Source organism: Pseudoalteromonas sp. MMG024 (genome assembly GCF_021654175.1).
Taxonomy (GTDB): domain Bacteria; phylum Pseudomonadota; class Gammaproteobacteria; order Enterobacterales; family Alteromonadaceae; genus Pseudoalteromonas.
Genome location: NZ_JAKFZO010000035.1, coordinates 14,851 through 34,518, shown reverse-complemented (window position 1 = coordinate 34,518; position 19,668 = coordinate 14,851). Strand labels below are relative to the sequence as shown.

At 40.6% G+C, this 19,668-nt stretch carries 17 protein-coding genes; 7 read left to right on the top strand and 10 right to left on the bottom strand.

Annotated elements, in window-relative coordinates; all coding sequences use genetic code 11:
- Positions 1–73: 73 nt before the first annotated feature.
- Entirely contained in the window at positions 74–1,576 is a 1,503-nt protein-coding gene (gene gppA / locus L1068_RS21075; protein WP_237131843.1) for a guanosine-5'-triphosphate,3'-diphosphate diphosphatase, read from the bottom strand.
- An 18-nt stretch (positions 1,577–1,594) separates the two neighbouring features.
- Positions 1,595–2,851, bottom strand: a complete 1,257-nt coding sequence (gene rhlB / locus L1068_RS21070; protein ID WP_237131842.1) for an ATP-dependent RNA helicase RhlB — start codon at positions 2,849–2,851, stop codon at positions 1,595–1,597.
- A gap of 91 nt (positions 2,852–2,942) precedes the next feature.
- On the opposite strand from rhlB, the gene trxA reads away from it, so the two are divergent.
- From trxA to L1068_RS21055, 3 genes are all read left to right on the top strand, one after another.
- Entirely contained in the window at positions 2,943–3,269 is a 327-nt protein-coding gene (gene trxA / locus L1068_RS21065) for a thioredoxin TrxA (RefSeq protein WP_010562308.1), read from the top strand.
- Positions 3,270–3,442: 173 nt separating this feature from the next.
- The gene (gene rho / locus L1068_RS21060) at positions 3,443–4,702 is read left to right on the top strand and encodes a transcription termination factor Rho (RefSeq protein ID WP_010562309.1); all 1,260 of its coding nucleotides are present in this window, start codon (positions 3,443–3,445) and stop codon (positions 4,700–4,702) included.
- A gap of 105 nt (positions 4,703–4,807) precedes the next feature.
- Positions 4,808–6,049, top strand: coding sequence for a methyl-accepting chemotaxis protein (locus L1068_RS21055; protein WP_237131841.1), 1,242 nt, complete (start codon positions 4,808–4,810; stop codon positions 6,047–6,049).
- A gap of 86 nt (positions 6,050–6,135) precedes the next feature.
- Here the strand turns inward: L1068_RS21055 and L1068_RS21050 are convergent, their stop codons facing one another.
- Positions 6,136–7,404: an Ig-like domain-containing protein gene (locus L1068_RS21050; protein ID WP_237131840.1), complete on the bottom strand. Its 1,269-nt coding sequence runs from the start codon at positions 7,402–7,404 to the stop codon at positions 6,136–6,138.
- Between the two features lie 12 nt (positions 7,405–7,416).
- Positions 7,417–7,935, bottom strand: coding sequence for an outer membrane beta-barrel protein (locus L1068_RS21045; protein WP_100914064.1), 519 nt, complete (start codon positions 7,933–7,935; stop codon positions 7,417–7,419).
- 172 nt (positions 7,936–8,107) lie between these two features.
- On the opposite strand from L1068_RS21045, the gene ubiD reads away from it, so the two are divergent.
- The 4 genes from ubiD to L1068_RS21025 all read left to right on the top strand — a co-directional run bounded on the left by ubiD (position 8,108) and on the right by L1068_RS21025 (position 11,495).
- The gene (gene ubiD / locus L1068_RS21040; RefSeq protein ID WP_237131839.1) at positions 8,108–9,580 is read left to right on the top strand and encodes a 4-hydroxy-3-polyprenylbenzoate decarboxylase; all 1,473 of its coding nucleotides are present in this window, start codon (positions 8,108–8,110) and stop codon (positions 9,578–9,580) included.
- Positions 9,581–9,614: 34 nt separating this feature from the next.
- Positions 9,615–10,328: an NAD(P)H-flavin reductase gene (fre, locus tag L1068_RS21035; RefSeq protein WP_237131838.1), complete on the top strand. Its 714-nt coding sequence runs from the start codon at positions 9,615–9,617 to the stop codon at positions 10,326–10,328.
- A 124-nt stretch (positions 10,329–10,452) separates the two neighbouring features.
- Positions 10,453–10,767 carry a hypothetical protein gene (locus L1068_RS21030; protein WP_237131837.1) on the top strand — a complete coding sequence of 105 codons (315 nt, stop codon included), beginning with the start codon at positions 10,453–10,455 and terminating at the stop codon, positions 10,765–10,767.
- 32 nt (positions 10,768–10,799) lie between these two features.
- Positions 10,800–11,495: a YafY family protein gene (locus tag L1068_RS21025; protein WP_237131836.1), complete on the top strand. Its 696-nt coding sequence runs from the start codon at positions 10,800–10,802 to the stop codon at positions 11,493–11,495.
- A gap of 554 nt (positions 11,496–12,049) precedes the next feature.
- Here the strand turns inward: L1068_RS21025 and L1068_RS21020 are convergent.
- The 6 genes from L1068_RS21020 to hemC all read right to left on the bottom strand — a co-directional run bounded on the left by L1068_RS21020 (position 12,050) and on the right by hemC (position 19,654).
- A complete protein-coding gene (locus L1068_RS21020; protein ID WP_237131835.1) occupies positions 12,050–12,478 on the bottom strand; it encodes a hypothetical protein in 429 nt (142 codons plus the stop codon).
- Between the two features lie 178 nt (positions 12,479–12,656).
- Positions 12,657–13,811, bottom strand: coding sequence for a hypothetical protein (locus L1068_RS21015; protein ID WP_237131834.1), 1,155 nt, complete (start codon positions 13,809–13,811; stop codon positions 12,657–12,659).
- Between the two features lie 657 nt (positions 13,812–14,468).
- A complete protein-coding gene (add, locus tag L1068_RS21010; protein ID WP_237131833.1) occupies positions 14,469–15,458 on the bottom strand; it encodes an adenosine deaminase in 990 nt (329 codons plus the stop codon).
- Between the two features lie 321 nt (positions 15,459–15,779).
- A complete protein-coding gene (locus tag L1068_RS21005) occupies positions 15,780–16,892 on the bottom strand; it encodes a heme biosynthesis HemY N-terminal domain-containing protein (RefSeq protein ID WP_237131832.1) in 1,113 nt (370 codons plus the stop codon).
- Positions 16,889–18,706, bottom strand: a complete 1,818-nt coding sequence (locus L1068_RS22195; protein ID WP_237131831.1) for a uroporphyrinogen-III C-methyltransferase — start codon at positions 18,704–18,706, stop codon at positions 16,889–16,891. The genes L1068_RS21005 and L1068_RS22195 overlap by 4 nt, the downstream gene beginning before the upstream one ends.
- A gap of 12 nt (positions 18,707–18,718) precedes the next feature.
- Positions 18,719–19,654, bottom strand: a complete 936-nt coding sequence (gene hemC / locus L1068_RS20995) for a hydroxymethylbilane synthase (RefSeq protein WP_010562322.1) — start codon at positions 19,652–19,654, stop codon at positions 18,719–18,721.
- Positions 19,655–19,668: the final 14 nt, after the last annotated feature.

Here is a 19,668-nt window from a genome sequence, read left to right as displayed (position 1 = left end):
CAAATTTGGCGAGTTCGCTCATTTAGCGAACAAATGCGGCGTTTTATTAACAAAAACGCCATCTTTTTACGCTTTAGCTAACCGCTATGTGTAAAGTTTGACCACCTTTGCGCGCATACTCGCACTCGGCTTCGAGTTCGGCTTGCATTAGTGGGTGCTGGCTAAACCATATATGTGGAATAACAATTGATAAATCATTATTTGATGTAACTAACTTTAATTCAGGTAGTACGTCGTCTTTTCGGCGCATACTTAATATAACGGATAGACGTAATATGTGGAGCAACTTTGATGTCACATCCGAAAAGCAGCCTAATAATTCAAAGTTTAACTTGTCGATATCTTCTTTGTGATACTTAACTAAAAAAACAACGCGGTTTTTCTGTGCTTTGGTAAAACCTGGCATATCAGTATTCGTCATTATGTATGCGCCATGTTGACCATACTTTTTATAACCAATTAATAAACCTGTTTCGTGTAACTTTGCGGCAGCTTCCAGAATCGATAAGTCTTCATCATTCAACTGCCAATCACCTTTTACTTGGTTTGCGAATAAAAGTGCGACGTCTGCGACACGTTGTGATTGTGTTGCATCAATATGATAGCGACTAATAAAACTTTGAACCGTACGTTCTCTAATATCGCTATTATGTAGCTCTGGGATCATGGAGTACAAAACTCCCTCCCTTAATGCACCACCAGCAAGTCCCATTACTTCAATATCTAAACTTTCAAATAATGCGATTAAAATTGAAAGGCCCGATGCAAATACAAGTTTTCGTTCTTGCATTAATCCAGGGAGATCAAGTTTATCGATCGATTTGTATAAAACAGCTTGGTGTTTAATGGCATTCAGTTTATCAAGCGTCAGTAAATCATCTTGCCTTTGTGCAATCATAATTTCCTGAATAGCTTGGACCGTACCAGATGCCCCCGACACACTTAACCAACCAAGTTGTTTATACTCCGCAATTACAGGTGCAATAACTTCTTTCGCTGCATTTGTTGCGGCTTCGAAGTTATCATGCGTTAACAAGCCATTTTCGAAGTACTTTTCAAGATAGGTAACACAACCCATATTTAGGCTTTTATATAAAAGTGGATCGAAGCCATCACCAATCACCACTTCTGTACTGGCACCACCGATATCAATAACCAGTTGTTTACCTAATGTGGATGAAGTGTGCGCAACCCCTTTATAGATTGTCTTAGCCTCTTCTTCACCACTGATTACGCGAATTGGATGACCGAGAATTAGCTCCGCTTTTTCGACAAATTGCTGTGCATTTGCCGCTAAACGTAATGTAGCTGTAGCAACAATCGTAATATTATTTTTCGGGATATCTTGAAGTCGCTCAGCAAAAAGGGAAAGACATTCCCACCCTCTTTGCATAGCTTCAATGCTTAACTGGCTATTTTCATCCAGCCCTGCCGCTAATCTTACCTTTCGTTTAACACGTCCAATTGTTTGCAAGTCGCCTGCTACGGCTTTGGCTATTAACATATGAAAACTGTTAGAGCCTAAATCTATAACGGCATAACAGTTCTGATCATTTGCTTTATCAACGGTTAGCATTGATACCTCAAAAAACTACTAACTATGAGCTCTTCTTGGAGCTGGTTTATTTGAGCGTCGGTTATTTTGGTTTGGACGCTTTGCACGGTTATAACGCGGCTTTGGAATGTCGTCTAACAATGCTGTTTTGTCATAATGTGATAATGGGATCGCATGGTCAATATACTCTTCAATTGGCTGAAGGTTGTATGCGTATTGCTCACAAGCAAAGCTAATGGCATGACCATATGCACCTGCGCGACCAGTTCGACCGATACGGTGAACATAATCTTCACAATCATCTGGTAAGTCAAAGTTAAACACATGACTTACTGCATCAATATGTAACCCTCGCGCGGCAACATCGGTCGCAACTAAAAAGTCTAGGTGACCATCAGTAAACTGCTTTAAAATTGAAATGCGTTTTTTCTGATTAACGTCGCCCGTAAGTAAACCTACACGGTGCCCGTCTGCTTTCATCCACTGATATACGTTTTCACACATGTGTTTTGTATTAGCAAATACAATCGCTTTATCCGGCCACTCTTCTTCTATTAATGTAAGAAGAAGTGGAATTTTATCGTCTTGAGATGTGTGGAAAAGCTCTTCTTGAATGCGCTGATTAGTTTTTTGCTCAGGCTCAACTTGCACATGAATCGGATTGGTCATATGCTCAAAAGCTAATTCTTGTACACGATATGATAGTGTAGCTGAGAACAGTAAATTTAAACGCTCTGTCGCTTCAGGCATACGACGCAGTAAATAGCGAATATCTTTAATGAAACCTAAGTCGAACATACGGTCAGCTTCATCAAGTACTACAACTTCGATATCGTTTAGGCTGTAATTGCCCTGCTTATATAGATCGATCAATCGGCCTGTTGTGCCAATTAAAATATCTACACCTTTTTCTAACTGTGCCTGTTGTTTTTCATATTCCTCGCCACCATATACAATGCCAAGGTTAAGTTTACAGTCGGGTGCAAAGATTTTTGCATCGTTATAAATCTGTAACGCTAACTCCCGAGTAGGCGCCATAATAAGCGCTCTTGGGTGTTTACTTGCCCCTTTACTATTGACCAATAAGTGGTGACAAGTCGCAGCTAAAAACGCAATGGTTTTACCTGTACCAGTTTGAGCTTGCCCTGCAATATCTCGTTTTTGTAGTGCATAAGGTAAACTTTTTGCCTGAATTGGCGTACAAAGTTCAAAGCCTTTGCGAGTAAGTCCGGCAACCACTTCCGGCGCAATATCAAAGTCGGCAAACTTTGTTTCGGTTAAATGTGTCTTATTCATAGCGAATAAGCATAACGCTTAAACTTGCAATAAGAAACAATAGTGTTTAAATACGCTATAAATAAATTCGCGAAAATTATCGGAGAACCCAATGAGCGATAAAATTATCCAACTAACAGACGATAGCTTTGAGTCTGATGTAGTTAATGCTAGCGGCCCTGTACTAGTTGATTTTTGGGCTGAGTGGTGTGGTCCTTGTAAAATGATCGCGCCAATTCTTGATGAAGTAGCAGAAGAATTTGCTGGTCGTGTAACGATCGGTAAATTAAACATTGACCAAAACTCTGGCACGCCGCCAAAGTTTGGTATTCGTGGTATTCCTACATTACTACTGTTCAAAGACGGTCAAGTTGCTGCAACTAAAGTTGGTGCACTATCTAAAACTCAACTAGTTGAGTTTTTAGAGGAGAACGCATAAGAAAAAGGCTGGTTTAACCAGCCTTTTTTCATTTTTGCACTGATTATTTTTTATAAAGACTGGACGCTTTTAACAAGAGCTGCTATTTTCTACATCATATTTATCCTAAGTAATTATTCATTATTACTTCCACTCAAAAACCTTGAGAATAAAACATTAAAGAACCCACCAATATGCATTTACGCGAACTTAAAAATAAGTCGATTAACGAACTTGTAAAACTAGCTGAGTCCATGGGACTTGAAAATGTAGGCCGCTTAAGAAAACAAGACATTATTTTTGCCATTTTAAAAGCTCACGCAAAGAGCGGCGAAAACATCTATGGCGGTGGCGTATTAGAAATACTTCAAGATGGATTTGGCTTCCTTCGTTCTTTCGAAGCCTCTTATTTAGCTGGACCAGATGATATCTATGTATCACCTAGCCAAATCAGACGCTTTAGTTTACGTACTGGTGACACAATTAATGGATTAATTCGTCCGCCAAAAGATGGTGAACGTTATTTCGCACTACTTAAAGTTAATGAAGTAAACTTCGACAAGCCAGAAAACTCTCGTACTAAGATCCTTTTCGAAAACTTAACACCACTTCACGCGAACGACCGTTTACGTATGGAACGTGGTAATGGCAGTACTGAAGATATCACAACCCGTGTAATCGATTTAGCAGCGCCAATTGGTAAAGGACAACGTGGCCTATTAGTAGCTCCGCCAAAAGCGGGTAAAACAATGTTGCTACAAAACATCGCGCAGTCTATTAGCTCAAACCACCCTGAGTGTGAGCTTATCGTTTTACTAATCGATGAACGTCCTGAAGAAGTTACCGAAATGCAACGCCTTGTAAAAGGTGAAGTAGTTGCTTCAACATTCGACGAACCAGCAAGCCGTCACGTACAAGTTGCCGAAATGGTAATTGAAAAAGCAAAACGCCTAGTAGAGCACAAAAAAGACGTGGTTATTCTGCTTGATTCAATTACGCGTTTAGCGCGTGCCTACAACACCGTAATCCCTTCATCAGGTAAAGTACTTACTGGTGGTGTTGATGCCAATGCACTGCATAAGCCTAAGCGTTTCTTCGGTGCAGCACGTAATGTGGAGCAAGGCGGTAGCTTAACGATTATTGCGACAGCACTTATCGATACTGGCTCTAAGATGGATGAAGTTATCTACGAAGAGTTTAAAGGTACTGGTAATATGGAATTACACCTTAACCGTAAGATTGCGGAAAAACGTGTATTCCCAGCAATCGACTTCAACCGTTCAGGTACTCGTCGTGAAGAGCTACTGACGAAAGCTGACGAACTTCAGAAAATGTGGATTCTTCGTAAGATCGTACACGAAATGTCAGAGATCGACGCAATGGAATTCTTAATTGATAAACTTGCGATGTGTAAGACTAATGACGAATTCTTCGATTCAATGAAACGAAAGTAATTGCATCATAATTTAAAAAACGCCAGCAGTTAGCTGGCGTTTTTATTTGCCCAATACAAAATCTGTTCTATAACTATTATACACTTAGAGTTAAATTTCAGATTTATGCAAATACATAAACTACTCTTTCCAAGCATAATAATTTTTGCACTGTGCTCGCTATTAATCCTGTTTTTAGTTGATGCCTCTACCCTATACTTAGTACTGCAAAGTATTATGTCGCTGGTCATTATTGGTATATTTGGATACAGCCAAAAAAACAAAAAAGCCGACGCAAGTATTCTAACATCCTTCTCTCAAGCAGTTGCTAACCCAACGAAAGTAAACATCAAATTTCGCTTTCAAAATAATGACAATACAGACTACGCCGATGAATGCACCTATATTGATAACTGGCTTGAAGTAATGGACCATCTAATTACAGAGGTATATGCATCATCTGCACGGTTATATCCAATGGCAAATGAGCTAAAAGATACCTATAGCTCGATGATGCAAAAGGCAACAATGCAGCATAGCCATGGCGAAACACTCGGGCAATCAATGGCCGCTATGGTAGAAGTATCCGCCCAATTAGATGACAATTTGGTTTTAATTTACCAAGCGGTAACAAACGCCAACAACTCCGTAAAGCAAACACGGTCCGATGCAGATCTCAGCCAGCAAAGCCTATCATCGCTAGCCACTAAGATTGAAAAAACCGGCGAGCAACTTGAACAACTAAAAAAAGACAGCGACCAGATTACGTCGATTATTGAAGTTATCAACTCCATTGCCGAACAAACCAATTTACTTGCTCTTAATGCCGCCATAGAAGCAGCTCGCGCCGGCGAACAAGGCCGAGGTTTTGCAGTAGTAGCCGATGAAGTGCGTAACCTTGCCGCACGCACCAGCGAATCGACCAAAGAAGTTAGTGCCATGGTAAGTCGCATTCAATCTGGCACTGACTTAGTACATCAGTTAATGATGAAAGCACATGAAGAGACTCAGCAAACAGTCAATTTATCGCAGCAGGCAAACTTAGAAATAGACCAAATAGATCACGCCATGAATGAGATTCACTCGTTATCTGAACAAATACAGCAACAGGTAAAACAACAAAGATCCGCGTCAGACGATGCACAATCATCGGTTTATGCCATGATAGAATTAAATACTGATGCACTTTCAAACTCTAAAATCCAATCGGTTACCAGTGATGATTTACTTAACTTAGCCACCAGCTTACGAGAAAAACTCGAGCTGTTTGATTTTAATGATAAAGAGTGGAATACCAGTACGCGAACTAAATTGCGGCGAGAGAACGCTGAAGCGCCTAGCGAGGCAGGTGAAATAGATTTATTTTAGTAATTTTACGCACTCAATTAACTTTGAGTGCGTAAAAAACATATCTCAGATTAACCAGCAAAGAACTGATTAACTAAAAGATTAGCTTATTTAACAACTGTGATATCAATTGTTTCTGATTTTCCACGATAGCTAGAAATCAAGGTAAACGAGCCCGTTTTCGAGCTTGATGCACTCACTTCTAAATACGCTTCATTAGTACCTAACTTCTTAAATTGTGATGTAACTAAATCGGTACCAGAAAATGACCAGCCAGCAAACTCCGATACGTTAAAGTCGTCAGATACACCTGCAAGATCTGCAAATGCCTGCAAAGATATTTTTGCACCTTGTTTAATACTAATGCTCTCGGCACCGGTATTAATCTTTAAGCCATTTAATGTTGAATCACCTGTTACTTCAACAGAAACTTGCGCCTGTAGACCACCACAAGTTACAAACACATTCGTTGTACCCGATGTTAGTGCCACAATATTGCCTTGTACCTCAGATTCATTTGAAACTGCAGCAACTGCACTATCACTCACCGCCCAAATAGCACTGTTTGAAATAATATGTGTATCACCATTCAATAAGGTTAGTTGAGGTTTAAGTGACTCACGTTGAGCAAGCTCCATCGCTAAGCTTTCAATATTTTTGTCTGAATGTTGAATCGTAAGCGCGCTTAATTGAGCTATTGATGTTGCAAACGTATCGCTGCCAATTACACCATCAGTGTGCTTTGCGGTAATAGTCAGCTCTTCACTGTCTTCTGCTGATGTAGATAGTAGACCTTTAGCATCAACACGAGCTGTTGCAGAACCTGCTAGCTGCCAAGTTAATAAATTTGTGTCTGGAGCACTTACATAACCATCTTGATATGTAATTGTCGCAGCGAGTTGCGCATCAACACAGGTGGTAACTTGATTACCGTCAGAGTTTTTAAGAACAACATCTAAAGCGGTTGCTTTACTATCGCTAATTGAAAGCTCAGTTGTTGCTTCAATATCATTGATAGTGGTTGCTGTAAAAGTCACTAAACCTTGGTTATCTGCTAATGCTTTTACCGCAGTTACCAAACCACTTGAGTTGATAGTAGCAACGTCAGTATTTGATGACGTCCACGTTACCTCTTTTGAAACGTCTCGAACATCACCTTTAGAATCAGTCCCCATCGCAACTAGTTGATGAGTTTGCCCTGCACGTAACCGTACACCGCTACCAGTAAATTTGATGCTTTCGATAATAGTACCATTTGCACGCTGCGACTCTAATTTAACCGCTTTAACCAACGCAGCTGGGTCGTCTGATTCGCTACACCCTGAAAGCACAACTGAGGTCGCTAACGCTAAAGGTAATAATTTAAACTTTTTCATGTGTAATTCCCTTTAAAATGTATAGCTTACGCCAAGTGTGTAGTTTGCTAGTTTTAAGTCTGAATCGGAATGCAATACTTGATACCCCAAGCGGACTTTAATCTCTTCAAAGCTAGGAATTTCTTGATTCAACCCTATGCCCCAAGCAAAACCATTGTAACTATCAATGTTGTTATATGTTTCTTCAGGGCCTGTTACAGCAATGTCGTTCCAGCTCCAGCCCAGTAAAATGTCAGCACTAAAACCATAAGATGCGGGTGATTCAAAACGACCGAATAGAGAATACGACTTGTCTAGCTCGAAGTTCATACGGTACAAGTCATCATCCGTACTTGAAACAGCCACTTGTCCTTCTAAAAAAATACCGTCGAAAAACTCATAGCCTGCTTTTAAATTCACAGCATTTGGATTCACCGTTTCATCTGCGATTTCAAAATCGTTATAGGCGTAATCTAATCCAACATAGATATCATTCGCTGCAAAAGCTGAACCACAAAAAAGCAGAGCACTTGTAAAGATTAAAGATTTCATAAAAATCCTTTTTGTATAATTGTGTCCCTATTCTATTTAATGCTAAACCAAAAAGCACCCACAGAAGTATAAACAATTGTAACCATGTATTCGGTAATACAATTGCCCGTAAGTTGCGCAAAAGGTTATACTATCACCAATCAATTTTTATTATTAAAAGCCTGACAATACTATGAAATATAAAGACCTCAGGGACTTTATCGAACTGTTAGAAAAGAAAGGTCAGCTAAAACGTATCAAGCAAGAAATTGATACCTACTTAGAGATGACCGAAATAGCCGACCGCACTTTGCGTGCAAAAGGCCCTGCACTACTTTTCGAAAATCCAAAAGGCTATTCTATTCCTGTACTTGCCAACCTATTTGGCACACCTGAGCGTGTTGCCTTAGGTATGGGGCAAGAAGATGTATCAGAACTAAGAGAAGTTGGTAAGCTGCTCGCCTTTTTAAAAGAGCCTGAGCCACCAAAAGGCATTAAAGATGCGCTAAGCCAACTACCTGTGTTTAAGCAAGTACTCAACATGCCGCCAAAAGAAGTGAAAAAGGCACCATGCCAACAAGCAATTCTTGAAGGTGATGATGTTGATTTAACTAAGCTACCAATCCAACACTGTTGGCCTGGCGATGCAGCGCCACTGATTACTTGGGGCTTAACAGTTACGAAAGGACCTTATAAAAAGCGCCAAAATTTAGGTATTTACCGCCAACAATTACTTGGTAAAAACAAAATCATTATGCGCTGGTTATCACACCGTGGCGGCGCGCTCGATTATCAAGAATGGTGTAAAGAACACCCAGGTGAACCTTATCCTGTGTCGGTAGCGCTTGGGGCAGACCCTGCAACCATACTTGGCGCAGTCACCCCTGTACCAGATACCCTAAGCGAATACGCTTTTGCTGGTTTACTCCGTGGCAGTAAAACAGAAGTGGTTAAGTCAATTTCGAACGACTTGCAAGTGCCTGCCAGTGCCGAGTTTGTATTAGAAGGTTATATTGAACAGGGCGAGATGGCACCAGAGGGGCCTTATGGCGACCACACTGGTTATTATAACGAAGTTGATGACTTCCCAGTCATGACAGTAACCCATATTACGCACCGTAAAGATCCTATCTATCACAGCACCTATACTGGCCGTCCGCCTGATGAGCCGGCTATTTTGGGTGTGGCGCTTAACGAAGTGTTTGTGCCTATTTTGCAAAAGCAATTCCCTGAGATTGTAGATTTCTACTTACCACCTGAAGGCTGTTCTTACCGTATGGCCGTGGTTACCATGAAAAAACAATACCCAGGTCATGCTAAACGCGTAATGATGGGTGTTTGGTCATTCTTACGTCAATTCATGTATACTAAGTTCGTTATTGTGTGTGATGATGACGTGAATGCGCGCGACTGGAACGATGTGATTTGGGCAATTACTACGCGTATGGATCCTGCCCGCGATACCACAATGATCGAAAATACCCCTATTGATTATCTCGACTTTGCCTCACCTGTTTCTGGCTTAGGATCAAAAATGGGGCTTGATGCCACCAACAAATGGCCTGGCGAAACCGACCGCGAATGGGGCGAACCCATCGTAATGGACGATAAAGTCAAACAACGTGTTGATGAAATTTGGGATTCACTCAACATTTTAGAAAAGTAACGCAGTTAAATTTGCGTCGTGAAAAGGTTTAAAAATGCAATTAGTTAAAGCAAACGTGGTAAGCATTACTCCATTAACAGAGTTTGTTTATAAAGTTGAACTAAAACCAAGTGAGCCAGTGTCATTTGAAGCAGGTCACTACCTGCAACTGGTATTGGGTGAAAAGGATAAGCGCGCATTCTCAATCGCAAGCCGCCCAAGCCAAACAGAGCTATTAGAATTACATATAGGTGCATCAGAAGAAAATAGCTATGCCATGCAAGCGCTTGATCACCTAAGAGAGCACTTTGCTAATAATACACAAGCTGAACTTGAAGTGGGCTTAGGCATTTCACAACTACGTACTGAATCTGAGCTACCACTTGTGTTACTTGCGGGCGGTACAGGCTTTTCATACGTAAAATCAATGGCCGATCACCTTGCTGAAATCAAATCAACACGCCCTGTGTTCTTCTACTGGGGTGTACGCGATGAATCAGCACTTTACGCCAAAGAAGAAATGGAAAAGTGGGCTGCAAGCCAAGCTAACTTCAACTTTATTCCTGTAGTAGAGCACGCAACTGACACATGGCAAGGTCACACAGGCTATGTGCATAAAGCTGTAATGAAAGACATTGTTTCGCTAGAGCCTTATGAAATCTATATGGCAGGTCGCTTCGATATGATTGGTCCTGTACGTGATGACTTTATTAATCACGGCGCAATTCGCGAAAACATGTATGCTGATGCTTTTGCATTTATCAAATAATACGAATGCAATTTACTAAAAGGAGCCATTTGGCTCCTTTTTTATTTTCTAGCTCATTTGCTACTGACACTCCCTGACACAACAGCCTGATTAAATAACGTCATCATTTCAAAGGAGACAAATGATGAGTAACGTAATCGAAATCGTAAACTTTAAACTAGCAGAAACCACCCAAGCAGCAGGCTTCGTCGCTGCTAATGACGCATTGCAGCAGTTCCTCAATAACCAAACCGGTGTGCTGTACCGTTCACTAGCCAAACAGCAAAGCGACAATATTTATGTTGATGTGGTTTACTTTGCCACCATGGACGATGCTAAACGTGTGCAAGAGGCATTTTATGAAAATGAAATTTGCCAGCAATTCGCCAAGTTAATTGAAAAAGAAAGTGTTATTTTAGAGCACTACGATGTAGTGTCACAAACACCTTGTGACGCATAATTAACTCGTAGAGCGCATTCAATTAAGGAAATATGGTGCATAAATCTGAGCGTTTATTTCAACTGGTTAACTTACTTAAAGGCCGCCGCCTTGCTGTAACCGCCAAACAGCTAGCAGATAAGCTAAACGTATCTGAGCGCACCATTTACCGCGACATCCAACATTTACAAACTTCGGGCGTGCCTATCGAAGGCGAAGCAGGCATTGGTTACCTTATTTCAGAATGTGACCTGCCACCGATGATGTTTACCCTCGAAGAACTGCAAGCCTTAATGCTAGGCAGCCGTATGGTAAGCGAATGGACGGATCCCGTACTTGCCGATAAAGCCCATTCTGCACTTGCTAAAATTGAGGCCGTTTTACCAAGTAGCTTAAAACAAAAAGTGGATGATCTGCCCTATTTAGTATCGGGTTGGAGTCACAATCAAGCACAACAAGCTTTCACCCTCACCTTACGCAATGGCATAGAGCAACACCGTTGTGTCAACATTGATTATTCTGATGCCAAGCAACAAACCACCACCCGCCTTGTAGAGCCTTTAGGTATGGTGTATTGGGGTGGCAAATGGACGCTAATCACCTATTGCCGCTTACGAAACGACTATCGCGAATTTCGCATCGACCGCATTCAAACTGTCTCGCTTACGGAGCTATCTTTTACAACCCATGGCGGTAAGTCGCTAGCGCATTATGTGAAGCTAGTGCAGGAGAAATATAAGGAGTGTTAAGAGAAGCTTCTTTATTTTTGAAACACACCTTTGCAAAAAGTGAAAAAAACCTCACCGCTGTTTTGCTAGATAGATATCGTAACTAAATAAATCTAACTCAAGCGCACAGTCTCAACTTATTTATAGAATTAAAACTGGTTTGTCGCGCTGGCGACAGCAGCCAAAGAGCGGCTTGCGCCGGCCTCCCTTTGGAATCCCTCGGCGCCCAAAAATAAAACTAACTCTTAAGCAAAATTTAAATGTGAACATAAACGCCATGAAGCAACGCGCTAAACATCCCTGTACGCTTTCCAGCTAGAAGTCCTTTTCTCGCGTTCATAGCTAGCCGAACTTCGTTCGTCTCAAGACGCTATTCACCTACTCATACATGGCTTGCTCGACCGCTTCGCTCCCTGTCTCGCATTATTCATTTAAATTTTGTTTTCAGGTTTGATTAATGGGTATTAAGACACCTATTAACTATGCTTTATAGATGAATTATCAAACCTAAATTGATAGAAATTTAAAGAATATAAAAGTACGAGAAACAGACGATGAACGGGGTTAATCAGCCCCTATCCCACATTGCCTCTTGAGGTTGCCGCCGAACTACAAACCCACCCAGATGGACCAGAGTGTATGGCTGGCTCAATAAAACAGAATGCACCAATAATTCCTTGTTGAGAATTTTTATGTTTTAATTTTGTTGCGGTATCGCCTTCAAACTCAATGATAAGTTTTTCATCTGCCAATATAAGGAGTGGCAGAGGTATACCAAGCCCAATCAAAATACCGTTAACGCCTTCATCTTTAACTTCGTAGTACCAAACTTCTTTCTCTTTAGCTGATTTTACTTTTATTGGTTCTCCAAATCGTTTGATTACCTCTGATTTGGTTAAAGAAACATTTTCTTCTTTATCATGAGAATACATAATTCCAGCACCAACACAGCCAGAAATAGAGATTACTAAAATAAAAGTGAAAATAGTGCGTATAAAAATCATTCATCAATCCTTAATGAGCAAATAGCTCAATCCATAAAAGCAGCATACTTAACATGATCTATTCAAAAGCAAAACTGTAACCACATTAACGCTACAGTAGCAAAGGTTATAAGGGTTGCATTTGCCCTGAGATATTAGTTTCATCAATCATGTCGTTGAGTTTAAGCACTTAAGTGCACTATTCTTCGAATGCTAAGTTGCAGGGTAAGCCTTTACATTTAATACTTCGTTCGCGGTAGAAGTATTCAAGTTTAGTGTTTGTACTAACATCAACACTATTAATAGGGTTATCTAATAAATTAAGATTTATTAAAGCACTATTTTGCCGCAAATCGATACTATTAATTTGGTTACCATCCAAATAAAGTTCTTCCAACCCAAGATATCTCGTTACATCAATATTTTTAAATAAATTATTGCTTAAGAAGAGGTTCCTCAGGTAAATATCAGGGTGATCGCTTTTATTAATGCTAATACTGCTTAGTCGATTATTGCTTAAATCAACAAAATCGAGAACCGGAATATGGTCTATCTGGATTTGTGACAGCTGATTACCTTGTAATTCTAAGTATTTCATAAACTTATTATTGGATAGGTCGATAGACTTAAAGCGGTTATTGCTAGCAGTAAGGGCACTAAGCTTTGTGTTTTTACTTAGGTCTAGCGAAGTAAAATGGTTAGAGTCTATATTTAAACCTCTTAAATAACTACTCTGACTAAGGTCTAGGCTTTTTAGTTTATTATTAGATAAGTCAAGATTTACAATGGATGGTGTTAAATCCGCTTTCGAAATTTTATTACCAGATAAATTAACCGAGTAAAGCTCTATGTTTTTCTCAAGTTCGATATTAGTTAGTTTATTACCTGTCGCATTCAAATCTGTTAATTTCAAATTTTGACTAAGATTAAGCTGACTGATTTGGTTGCCATTTAAGTTTAAGTAACTAAGCTCTCGGTTATTTCGAAGGTCAATACTTAAAATCTTATTAGGCTCACCTTTCGCTGGACGCATAAATGAGATTGCATCGGGATCATTAGAGTCAGACTCGAACTCCGGGCTACTGATGTTTAACCAAACAAGGTTTTTAAAGTTAGTTATGCCTTCAACCGATTTTATTCCTTTGTTAGGGCATTCTAGCCTAGTTACATCAAAGGTTCTCTTAAACTCGTGTTCTGTTAAACAAGCCAAAAAGTTCTTATCTTTAACCACTTCGGTTAGTAATACATCCTTTGCTTCAACCAATTGTGGCTCACTCTTGTAAGGCTGTGCATTTAAACATCCCATCAGTAAATTTATACTTAGCAAGCCGATAATATGCCATTTATACTTCATCTTAATTCCTTTTAATTTTTATGGGCGAACAAGTCTTTGCAATTCCACCCTTAAGATTTAATTCATTAAATTCAAATAGCTACACTAACCTTTTCAATTAAAGAATAAAAGTAAAATAAACAAATAAGCTAGCCAATGGCTTTGCAATTAGGTGATTACTATCAACAATAAATGGTTGAACAAGACATTCTTTATATATTGTAACGGTTATTGCTAAAGCTAATTTCCGCTTTTATCAAACCCGAGCATCAGGTTTGAATTGATAATGCGAGACAGGGAGCGAAGCGGTCGAGCAAGCTATGCTGAGGCATGGATGCCGATTCATAGCGTTTATGTTCACATTTAAATTATGTTTGAAGAATCAGTTTGATTTTGTGGCGCTTTTTACGAAATACATCCCTGTATTTCGCTCTTTGGGCCAGCTTCGCTGTTCAAATTTATTCCAGATAAATTTGTGGTTCATTTTTGTCGTGTAACAAAAATGAACAAGAGTGCGCCATGGATGGCGTGTGATATTAACAGGGAGGTACAATACGATGGATATTTACAGGGATGTGTTAGCTTTAATAAACAAAAAAGGAGCTTCTTAGCTCCTTTTTACTGTTACCATCAATGCGACGAAATCAAATACTACTGAAAATATCAGCGAAATTACGCCTATTTCCCCATCAACACTTTACGCTCGCTATCACTTAAAAACGCAATTTGTAATGCATTCTTTTGTGCTTCCTTGATTTCTGCCTGTGTTAAGCCCGCTTGTGGCGCTGCCACCTCAAATTCATGGCGAATTTCAATATTGCTTACACTTGGGTCATCAGTATTAATGGTAGCTAAAATACCGTGTGCTAAAAATTGTTTAAGTGGGTGCGTTGCCATTGATGCAACGGTACTCGTTTGAATATTACTGGTTAAACACGATTCCACACCAATTTGATGATCGCGTAGGTAATCCATCAGTGCGGCGTCTTCAATTGCTTTAACACCGTGGCCAATACGTGTTGCGCCAAGTTCTTTAATTGCATGCCAAATGCTTTCGCTGCCTGCTGCTTCACCTGCATGAGTGGTGATTTGTAAACCGGCATCACGCGCTTGTTTAAAGTGGCCTTCAAATAAGTTACCTGGGAAGCCAAGCTCGTCACCCGCTAAATCGAGTGCTGTAAGCTCATTTTTGTGCGCCAGTAAGCCATCAAGTTCTGCTTGGCATGCATCCACACCAAAGGTGCGCGATAAAATACCAATCAACTTTGCTTGAACGCCCGTCTCGCGGCTACCCGCTTTTACGCCGTCAATTACTGCAGCAACTACGTCTGCAATATTCAGGCTGTGGGTTTGCGCCATATAAAATGGGCTAAAACGCAGCTCAACATAATCAAGTCCCTGCCCTTTAGCATCAAACATATTTTCATAGGCAATGCGGCGGCATGCATCTAAATCGCCAAGCACTTTTACGCCCCAATCCAGTTTTTGTAAAAAGCCAAGTAAATCGGGCTCATTTTCAATTACTTGCACATGTGGGCGCAGCGACTCAACATCACTTGCTGGCAAATCCATATTAAATTTTAGGCCAAGATCTAAAATGGTTTCTGAACGAACATTTCCATCAAGGTGACGGTGTAAATCAAGAAGTGGAAGAGTTGAATCGATCATGGCTTGACCCTTAAAAATTTAAAATTGCGCGGATTCTACGTAGTTTAGCTATAAAAGCAAGGATTGCTTAGGACATAGGTCCTCGCTTGGGTAAAAATACAAATATAAAAAAAGCGCCAATCGGCGCTTTTTAATCATAACCTTAGTTTTTAGCCACGTTATACCAATTCACTTAAGTAGCTAATCATCCTAGCGGGCTAAATATCATGCTAACTGCGTTAGAATTTATCAATGTAGAACAACTACATAAGAAAAATTCCGCCTTGTTACCATTTCATTTATCCAGCGCTATCCCTGATCACATACTTAACTGAATTGGTATTAAGCATAGATTTGATAGAGCGAAATTGCTTTATCAAGTTGCCCTGTTTGATTAAAACACTCAGCCGCAACACGCCAATGCTTGTTTGCGTTTTCTCTGCTCAACACTTTGTTAAATACCTTGCAGGCAAGCTCAAAATCACCTTGCGCTTTAGCGATGTAAGCCAGCGTTAGCAATAGTGTCTCATCTTCCGGTATTTTCTTTAATCGGCTTTGGATAAACTTTTGTGTGTCAAATAATTTAGTATTGTTGCACTTACTGAGGATTTGCCACACCTCGCGGTATTTATCACCCTTCGCTAGTTTTAATAAACACTTATCGGTTTGCTCTGGGGAAAATGAGGCAAGATTAGTCAGGTAATGAAACTCTGCTTTTTCTTTGAGTTTTTTCCGTAAATTACCGTAAGCACTGTTTAATGCATTTAAGTCTAACGCTGCAAAATAACGTTCAAATAACTGTTGCCACTGCTCATCACTAAGCGCATGTTTTTTCTCAAAACGACTTAGCTGCTCATTAAGCGTTGACCAGTCTTGTTGGGCTACTAAGTACTCGGCAAAATTAGCCAGCTCTAAGTTAGTCGCTTTTTTGTTCTTAGTTATTTGCTCCATGCTTTCTTTGGCAAGCTCTGCTTGCTCACTTTCCACCAGCATTTGCGCAATATTTGATGCGTCTTGCTGCGCAACTTTTTCAAGATGTAGTCGCGCATCCGCTTTATTACCACTTTCTAACGCGGCTCGTGCTGAAATGGCTTGTGCAATGCTTTCCCAACCTGCTGGTACATGGGCTTTTGCAAGACTTTGCTGTGCGCCAGTAAAATCACGGTTTATAAACTGCCAAACGCCCGTTTTTAAATTACTCAACTTGCGTTTATCGGCGCGCGATGCCCATTTAAAACGAGTAATACCATACAGTGATAAGACATAACGCAGCAATTTATAAATCACAAAACTAAACGCCGCTAGCAAAATAATTGCAATTACAAATGCGGTGATTGTGCCTTCAATGGTGTAGTCGTTAAAAGCAATTAACACATAACCTTTTTCACCGATAGCCACTGGCGCGAGCGCAAGTACAACTAATGCAATAACAACCGTGATAATTGCCTTGCTCATAGTAGCTCCTTAATTGCAGCTGCAGAGTTAAAGGTAATCTCTGGTGTGAACACAAGAGGCCTAGCATGTAATTCACTCAATTGATTATTAAGGTATTTTACATTCGCAGCTTGCACATCATAATAATTTTTAACTACGTTTTGTGCTTGTTGCAGTGCTGTAGAGAAAATAGCTGGCTGCTGCTTTGTAAGCGCAGTTTGTGCTTGTGCCATATAAAAACGTAATTGATGTCGGATCAACGCTTGCTCTTCTTGGCTTAATAACGGCTCTATCGGCGCTGTGCGTTTGCGTACTTTAATAAAGTCATCCACCAGCAAGTCCCAACTGCGTTTTAAGTTTGACTGCCAATCATCCACATTATTTGAAAGCGCCTGCTGATCAACTTTATCAGTTTCTTCCGGTAGCACCACCATATTAAGCGGTAGCTCATCAAGATTGGCGATTAACCCAGACAGCTTTAAATATAAACTTTCAACATCAGCCGTTTGTACCGCTTGTAGTGCTTGAATATCTTGATGTAGTGCCGCTCTAGCTTGCTGAGTACCTGGGAAATTTTCAAGCAGTATATCTAAACGTGCCAGCATTGCAGCGGCGCCTAGGTAATCATTTTGCACCAGCGCCTTAAATTCGGCCATGCGGTAAAGGCTTTTCACTTCTTCACGATTTAGCTCTGGTGTCTGTTGGTTAGCAGCATGTAACTGCTGGGCAATTTTTTCATTAAGCGCAAGCTCTGCCTCGGATACCTGAGCCGATAACGCACTTTGCAATTGTTGATTTTGATTTTTTAATGCCAGCGCCTGTGTATTAACTTGGGCAATCTGTTCCGCGAGCGTGTTGTTTTCGTTATTTAACTTAACGAGAAAATTTTTCTGTTGTTGAAATAAGGTATAGCCATACCCTAATCCACCAACCGCAGTAAGTGATACCAACAACGCAACAACAGCAATTGCCTTGCCTGAACCTGATTGCTTAGCCACGGCTGGTTTTGAAGCGCTATTGTTCGTAGTTTGCGCCTTACTTGTTGGCTTTTCGCTAATCGTACTCTTTGCCGTTATGTCTTTTTCTTGTTCCATAGCGTGACTCTGTTGATGTTTATGTTGACCTGCGATGGCATTGATAATGCTATCATTATCAGCACCTTGGCAATTAATAATATGTTTTACATTGGCTTTTTCTTGCAAGTAGTTAACGCAGCGCTCACTCACCAAGTAAACGGTTAGCTGTGATAACCAGGTTTTGTTTGTCGCTATTGCCAAAAAGCTATCGATACTTGCATTGCTCGTTAAGACAACGGCATCTATACCATTCGCTTGCCACTTAGCTGCCATTGCGTCATTTAAATTAGCATTCGCCAAACGCTGGTAAACAGCTAGCGGCTGAAAAATCGCTTCGCGCGCTTTTAATTCTTGCGCTAGCTTATTGCGCCCACCTTTACCTTTTACCAATACAATTTGTTTACTTGCCACGTTATTGAGCTCTGGCATGGCAAGCAAACCTTCACTGGTTTCAACCAGCGGGCTAGCACACGGTTTGTTAAACAATTCGGTTACCGTTTCAGCGGTACTTTTACCAACAGCTAAACAGTGGCTGTGTTTGGCTAATTCAGGTTTTAACGCATGTAAAAAACGTGCGGCATCTTGTGACACAAAAAGCACAATATCGGCGCTTTCAAGCATAGCAAGTTGCTGTTCACTCACTGCAATTGCTTCAAGCGCCAGTAATGGTTGAATGGTGCTTTTAATCGCCATATTTGATAGGCGCTCAGCTAATTGTTGGCTCTTTTCCTCTGGCCGTGTGAGTAAGATATGTGTCACATGCACTCCTTGTTAGTTACCGTAAACTTCTGCAAGAATTTTATCAGCACCTTGCGATAATAAGTTATCAGCTACTTGCTCGCCGATTTGTTCTGCATTTGCTACATTACCTGCCAGTGTATGCTGCAAAATTACCGAGCCATCTAACGCACCTACTAAACCGCGTAGTGTCAGTGTTTCACCTTCAACAGTTGCAAATGCACCAATCGGAACTTGGCAACCACCTTGTAACTTACGGTTCATTGCGCGCTCTGCTAGTACACGATAGCGCGTTTCTGTATGCTCAAGTGGCGCAAGTAACGCTTTAGTTGTTTCGTCATCGCTACGACACTCAATGCCTACTGCACCTTGACCGTTTGCAGGTAATGAGTCTTCCGCCGCAATAAAATCAGCAATGCGTTCTGGCATTTCTAAACGAATAAGACCTGCAGCGGCTAGAATAATTGCATCGTATTCACCGGCATCTAGTTTTGCTAAACGCGTATTTACGTTACCGCGTAAATCTCTAATTTCGAGATCAGGACGCGCTGCTTTTAACTGACACTGACGACGTAGGCTCGATGTACCAACAATTGCACCTTGAGGCAAATCAGCCAACGACTTGAAGTTGTTTGATACAAATGCATCTCGCGGATCTTCACGTTCACAAATTGTGTGCAGCTCTAGTCCATCAGGGAATTCAACCGGAACGTCTTTCATCGAGTGAACGGCAATATCTGCGCGACCTTCCATCATAGCGACTTCAAGCTCTTTAACAAATAGGCCTTTACCACCGATTTTCGCCAGTGGTGTGTCTAAAATTTTATCGCCTTGAGTCGACATAGGCACAAGCTCAACCGTTAAATTAGCATGGTGCTTTTCCAGTTCAGCTTTTACAAACTCTGCTTGCCAAAGTGCCAATGCGCTTTTGCGCGTTGCAATACGAATAATTGGATTATCTTGAGACATAATTTTCCTACACT

Bases quoted from the DNA above. Each gene is read 5' to 3' on its own strand.
- L1068_RS21020 (WP_237131835.1), bottom strand. From the start codon at position 12,478: ATGATTTTTATACGCACTATTTTCACTTTTATTTTAGTAATCTCTATT.
- gppA (WP_237131843.1), bottom strand. From the start codon at position 1,576: ATGCTAACCGTTGATAAAGCAAATGATCAGAACTGTTATGCCGTTATA.
- rhlB (WP_237131842.1), bottom strand. From the start codon at position 2,851: ATGAATAAGACACATTTAACCGAAACAAAGTTTGCCGACTTTGATATT.
- L1068_RS21005 (WP_237131832.1), bottom strand. From the start codon at position 16,892: ATGAGCAAGGCAATTATCACGGTTGTTATTGCATTAGTTGTACTTGCG.
- L1068_RS21055 (WP_237131841.1), top strand. From the start codon at position 4,808: ATGCAAATACATAAACTACTCTTTCCAAGCATAATAATTTTTGCACTG.
- L1068_RS21030 (WP_237131837.1), top strand. From the start codon at position 10,453: ATGAGTAACGTAATCGAAATCGTAAACTTTAAACTAGCAGAAACCACC.
- rho (WP_010562309.1), top strand. From the start codon at position 3,443: ATGCATTTACGCGAACTTAAAAATAAGTCGATTAACGAACTTGTAAAA.
- hemC (WP_010562322.1), bottom strand. From the start codon at position 19,654: ATGTCTCAAGATAATCCAATTATTCGTATTGCAACGCGCAAAAGCGCA.
- ubiD (WP_237131839.1), top strand. From the start codon at position 8,108: ATGAAATATAAAGACCTCAGGGACTTTATCGAACTGTTAGAAAAGAAA.
- L1068_RS21045 (WP_100914064.1), bottom strand. From the start codon at position 7,935: ATGAAATCTTTAATCTTTACAAGTGCTCTGCTTTTTTGTGGTTCAGCT.
- trxA (WP_010562308.1), top strand. From the start codon at position 2,943: ATGAGCGATAAAATTATCCAACTAACAGACGATAGCTTTGAGTCTGAT.
- add (WP_237131833.1), bottom strand. From the start codon at position 15,458: ATGATCGATTCAACTCTTCCACTTCTTGATTTACACCGTCACCTTGAT.
- L1068_RS21050 (WP_237131840.1), bottom strand. From the start codon at position 7,404: ATGAAAAAGTTTAAATTATTACCTTTAGCGTTAGCGACCTCAGTTGTG.
- L1068_RS21025 (WP_237131836.1), top strand. From the start codon at position 10,800: ATGGTGCATAAATCTGAGCGTTTATTTCAACTGGTTAACTTACTTAAA.
- fre (WP_237131838.1), top strand. From the start codon at position 9,615: ATGCAATTAGTTAAAGCAAACGTGGTAAGCATTACTCCATTAACAGAG.
- L1068_RS21015 (WP_237131834.1), bottom strand. From the start codon at position 13,811: ATGAAGTATAAATGGCATATTATCGGCTTGCTAAGTATAAATTTACTG.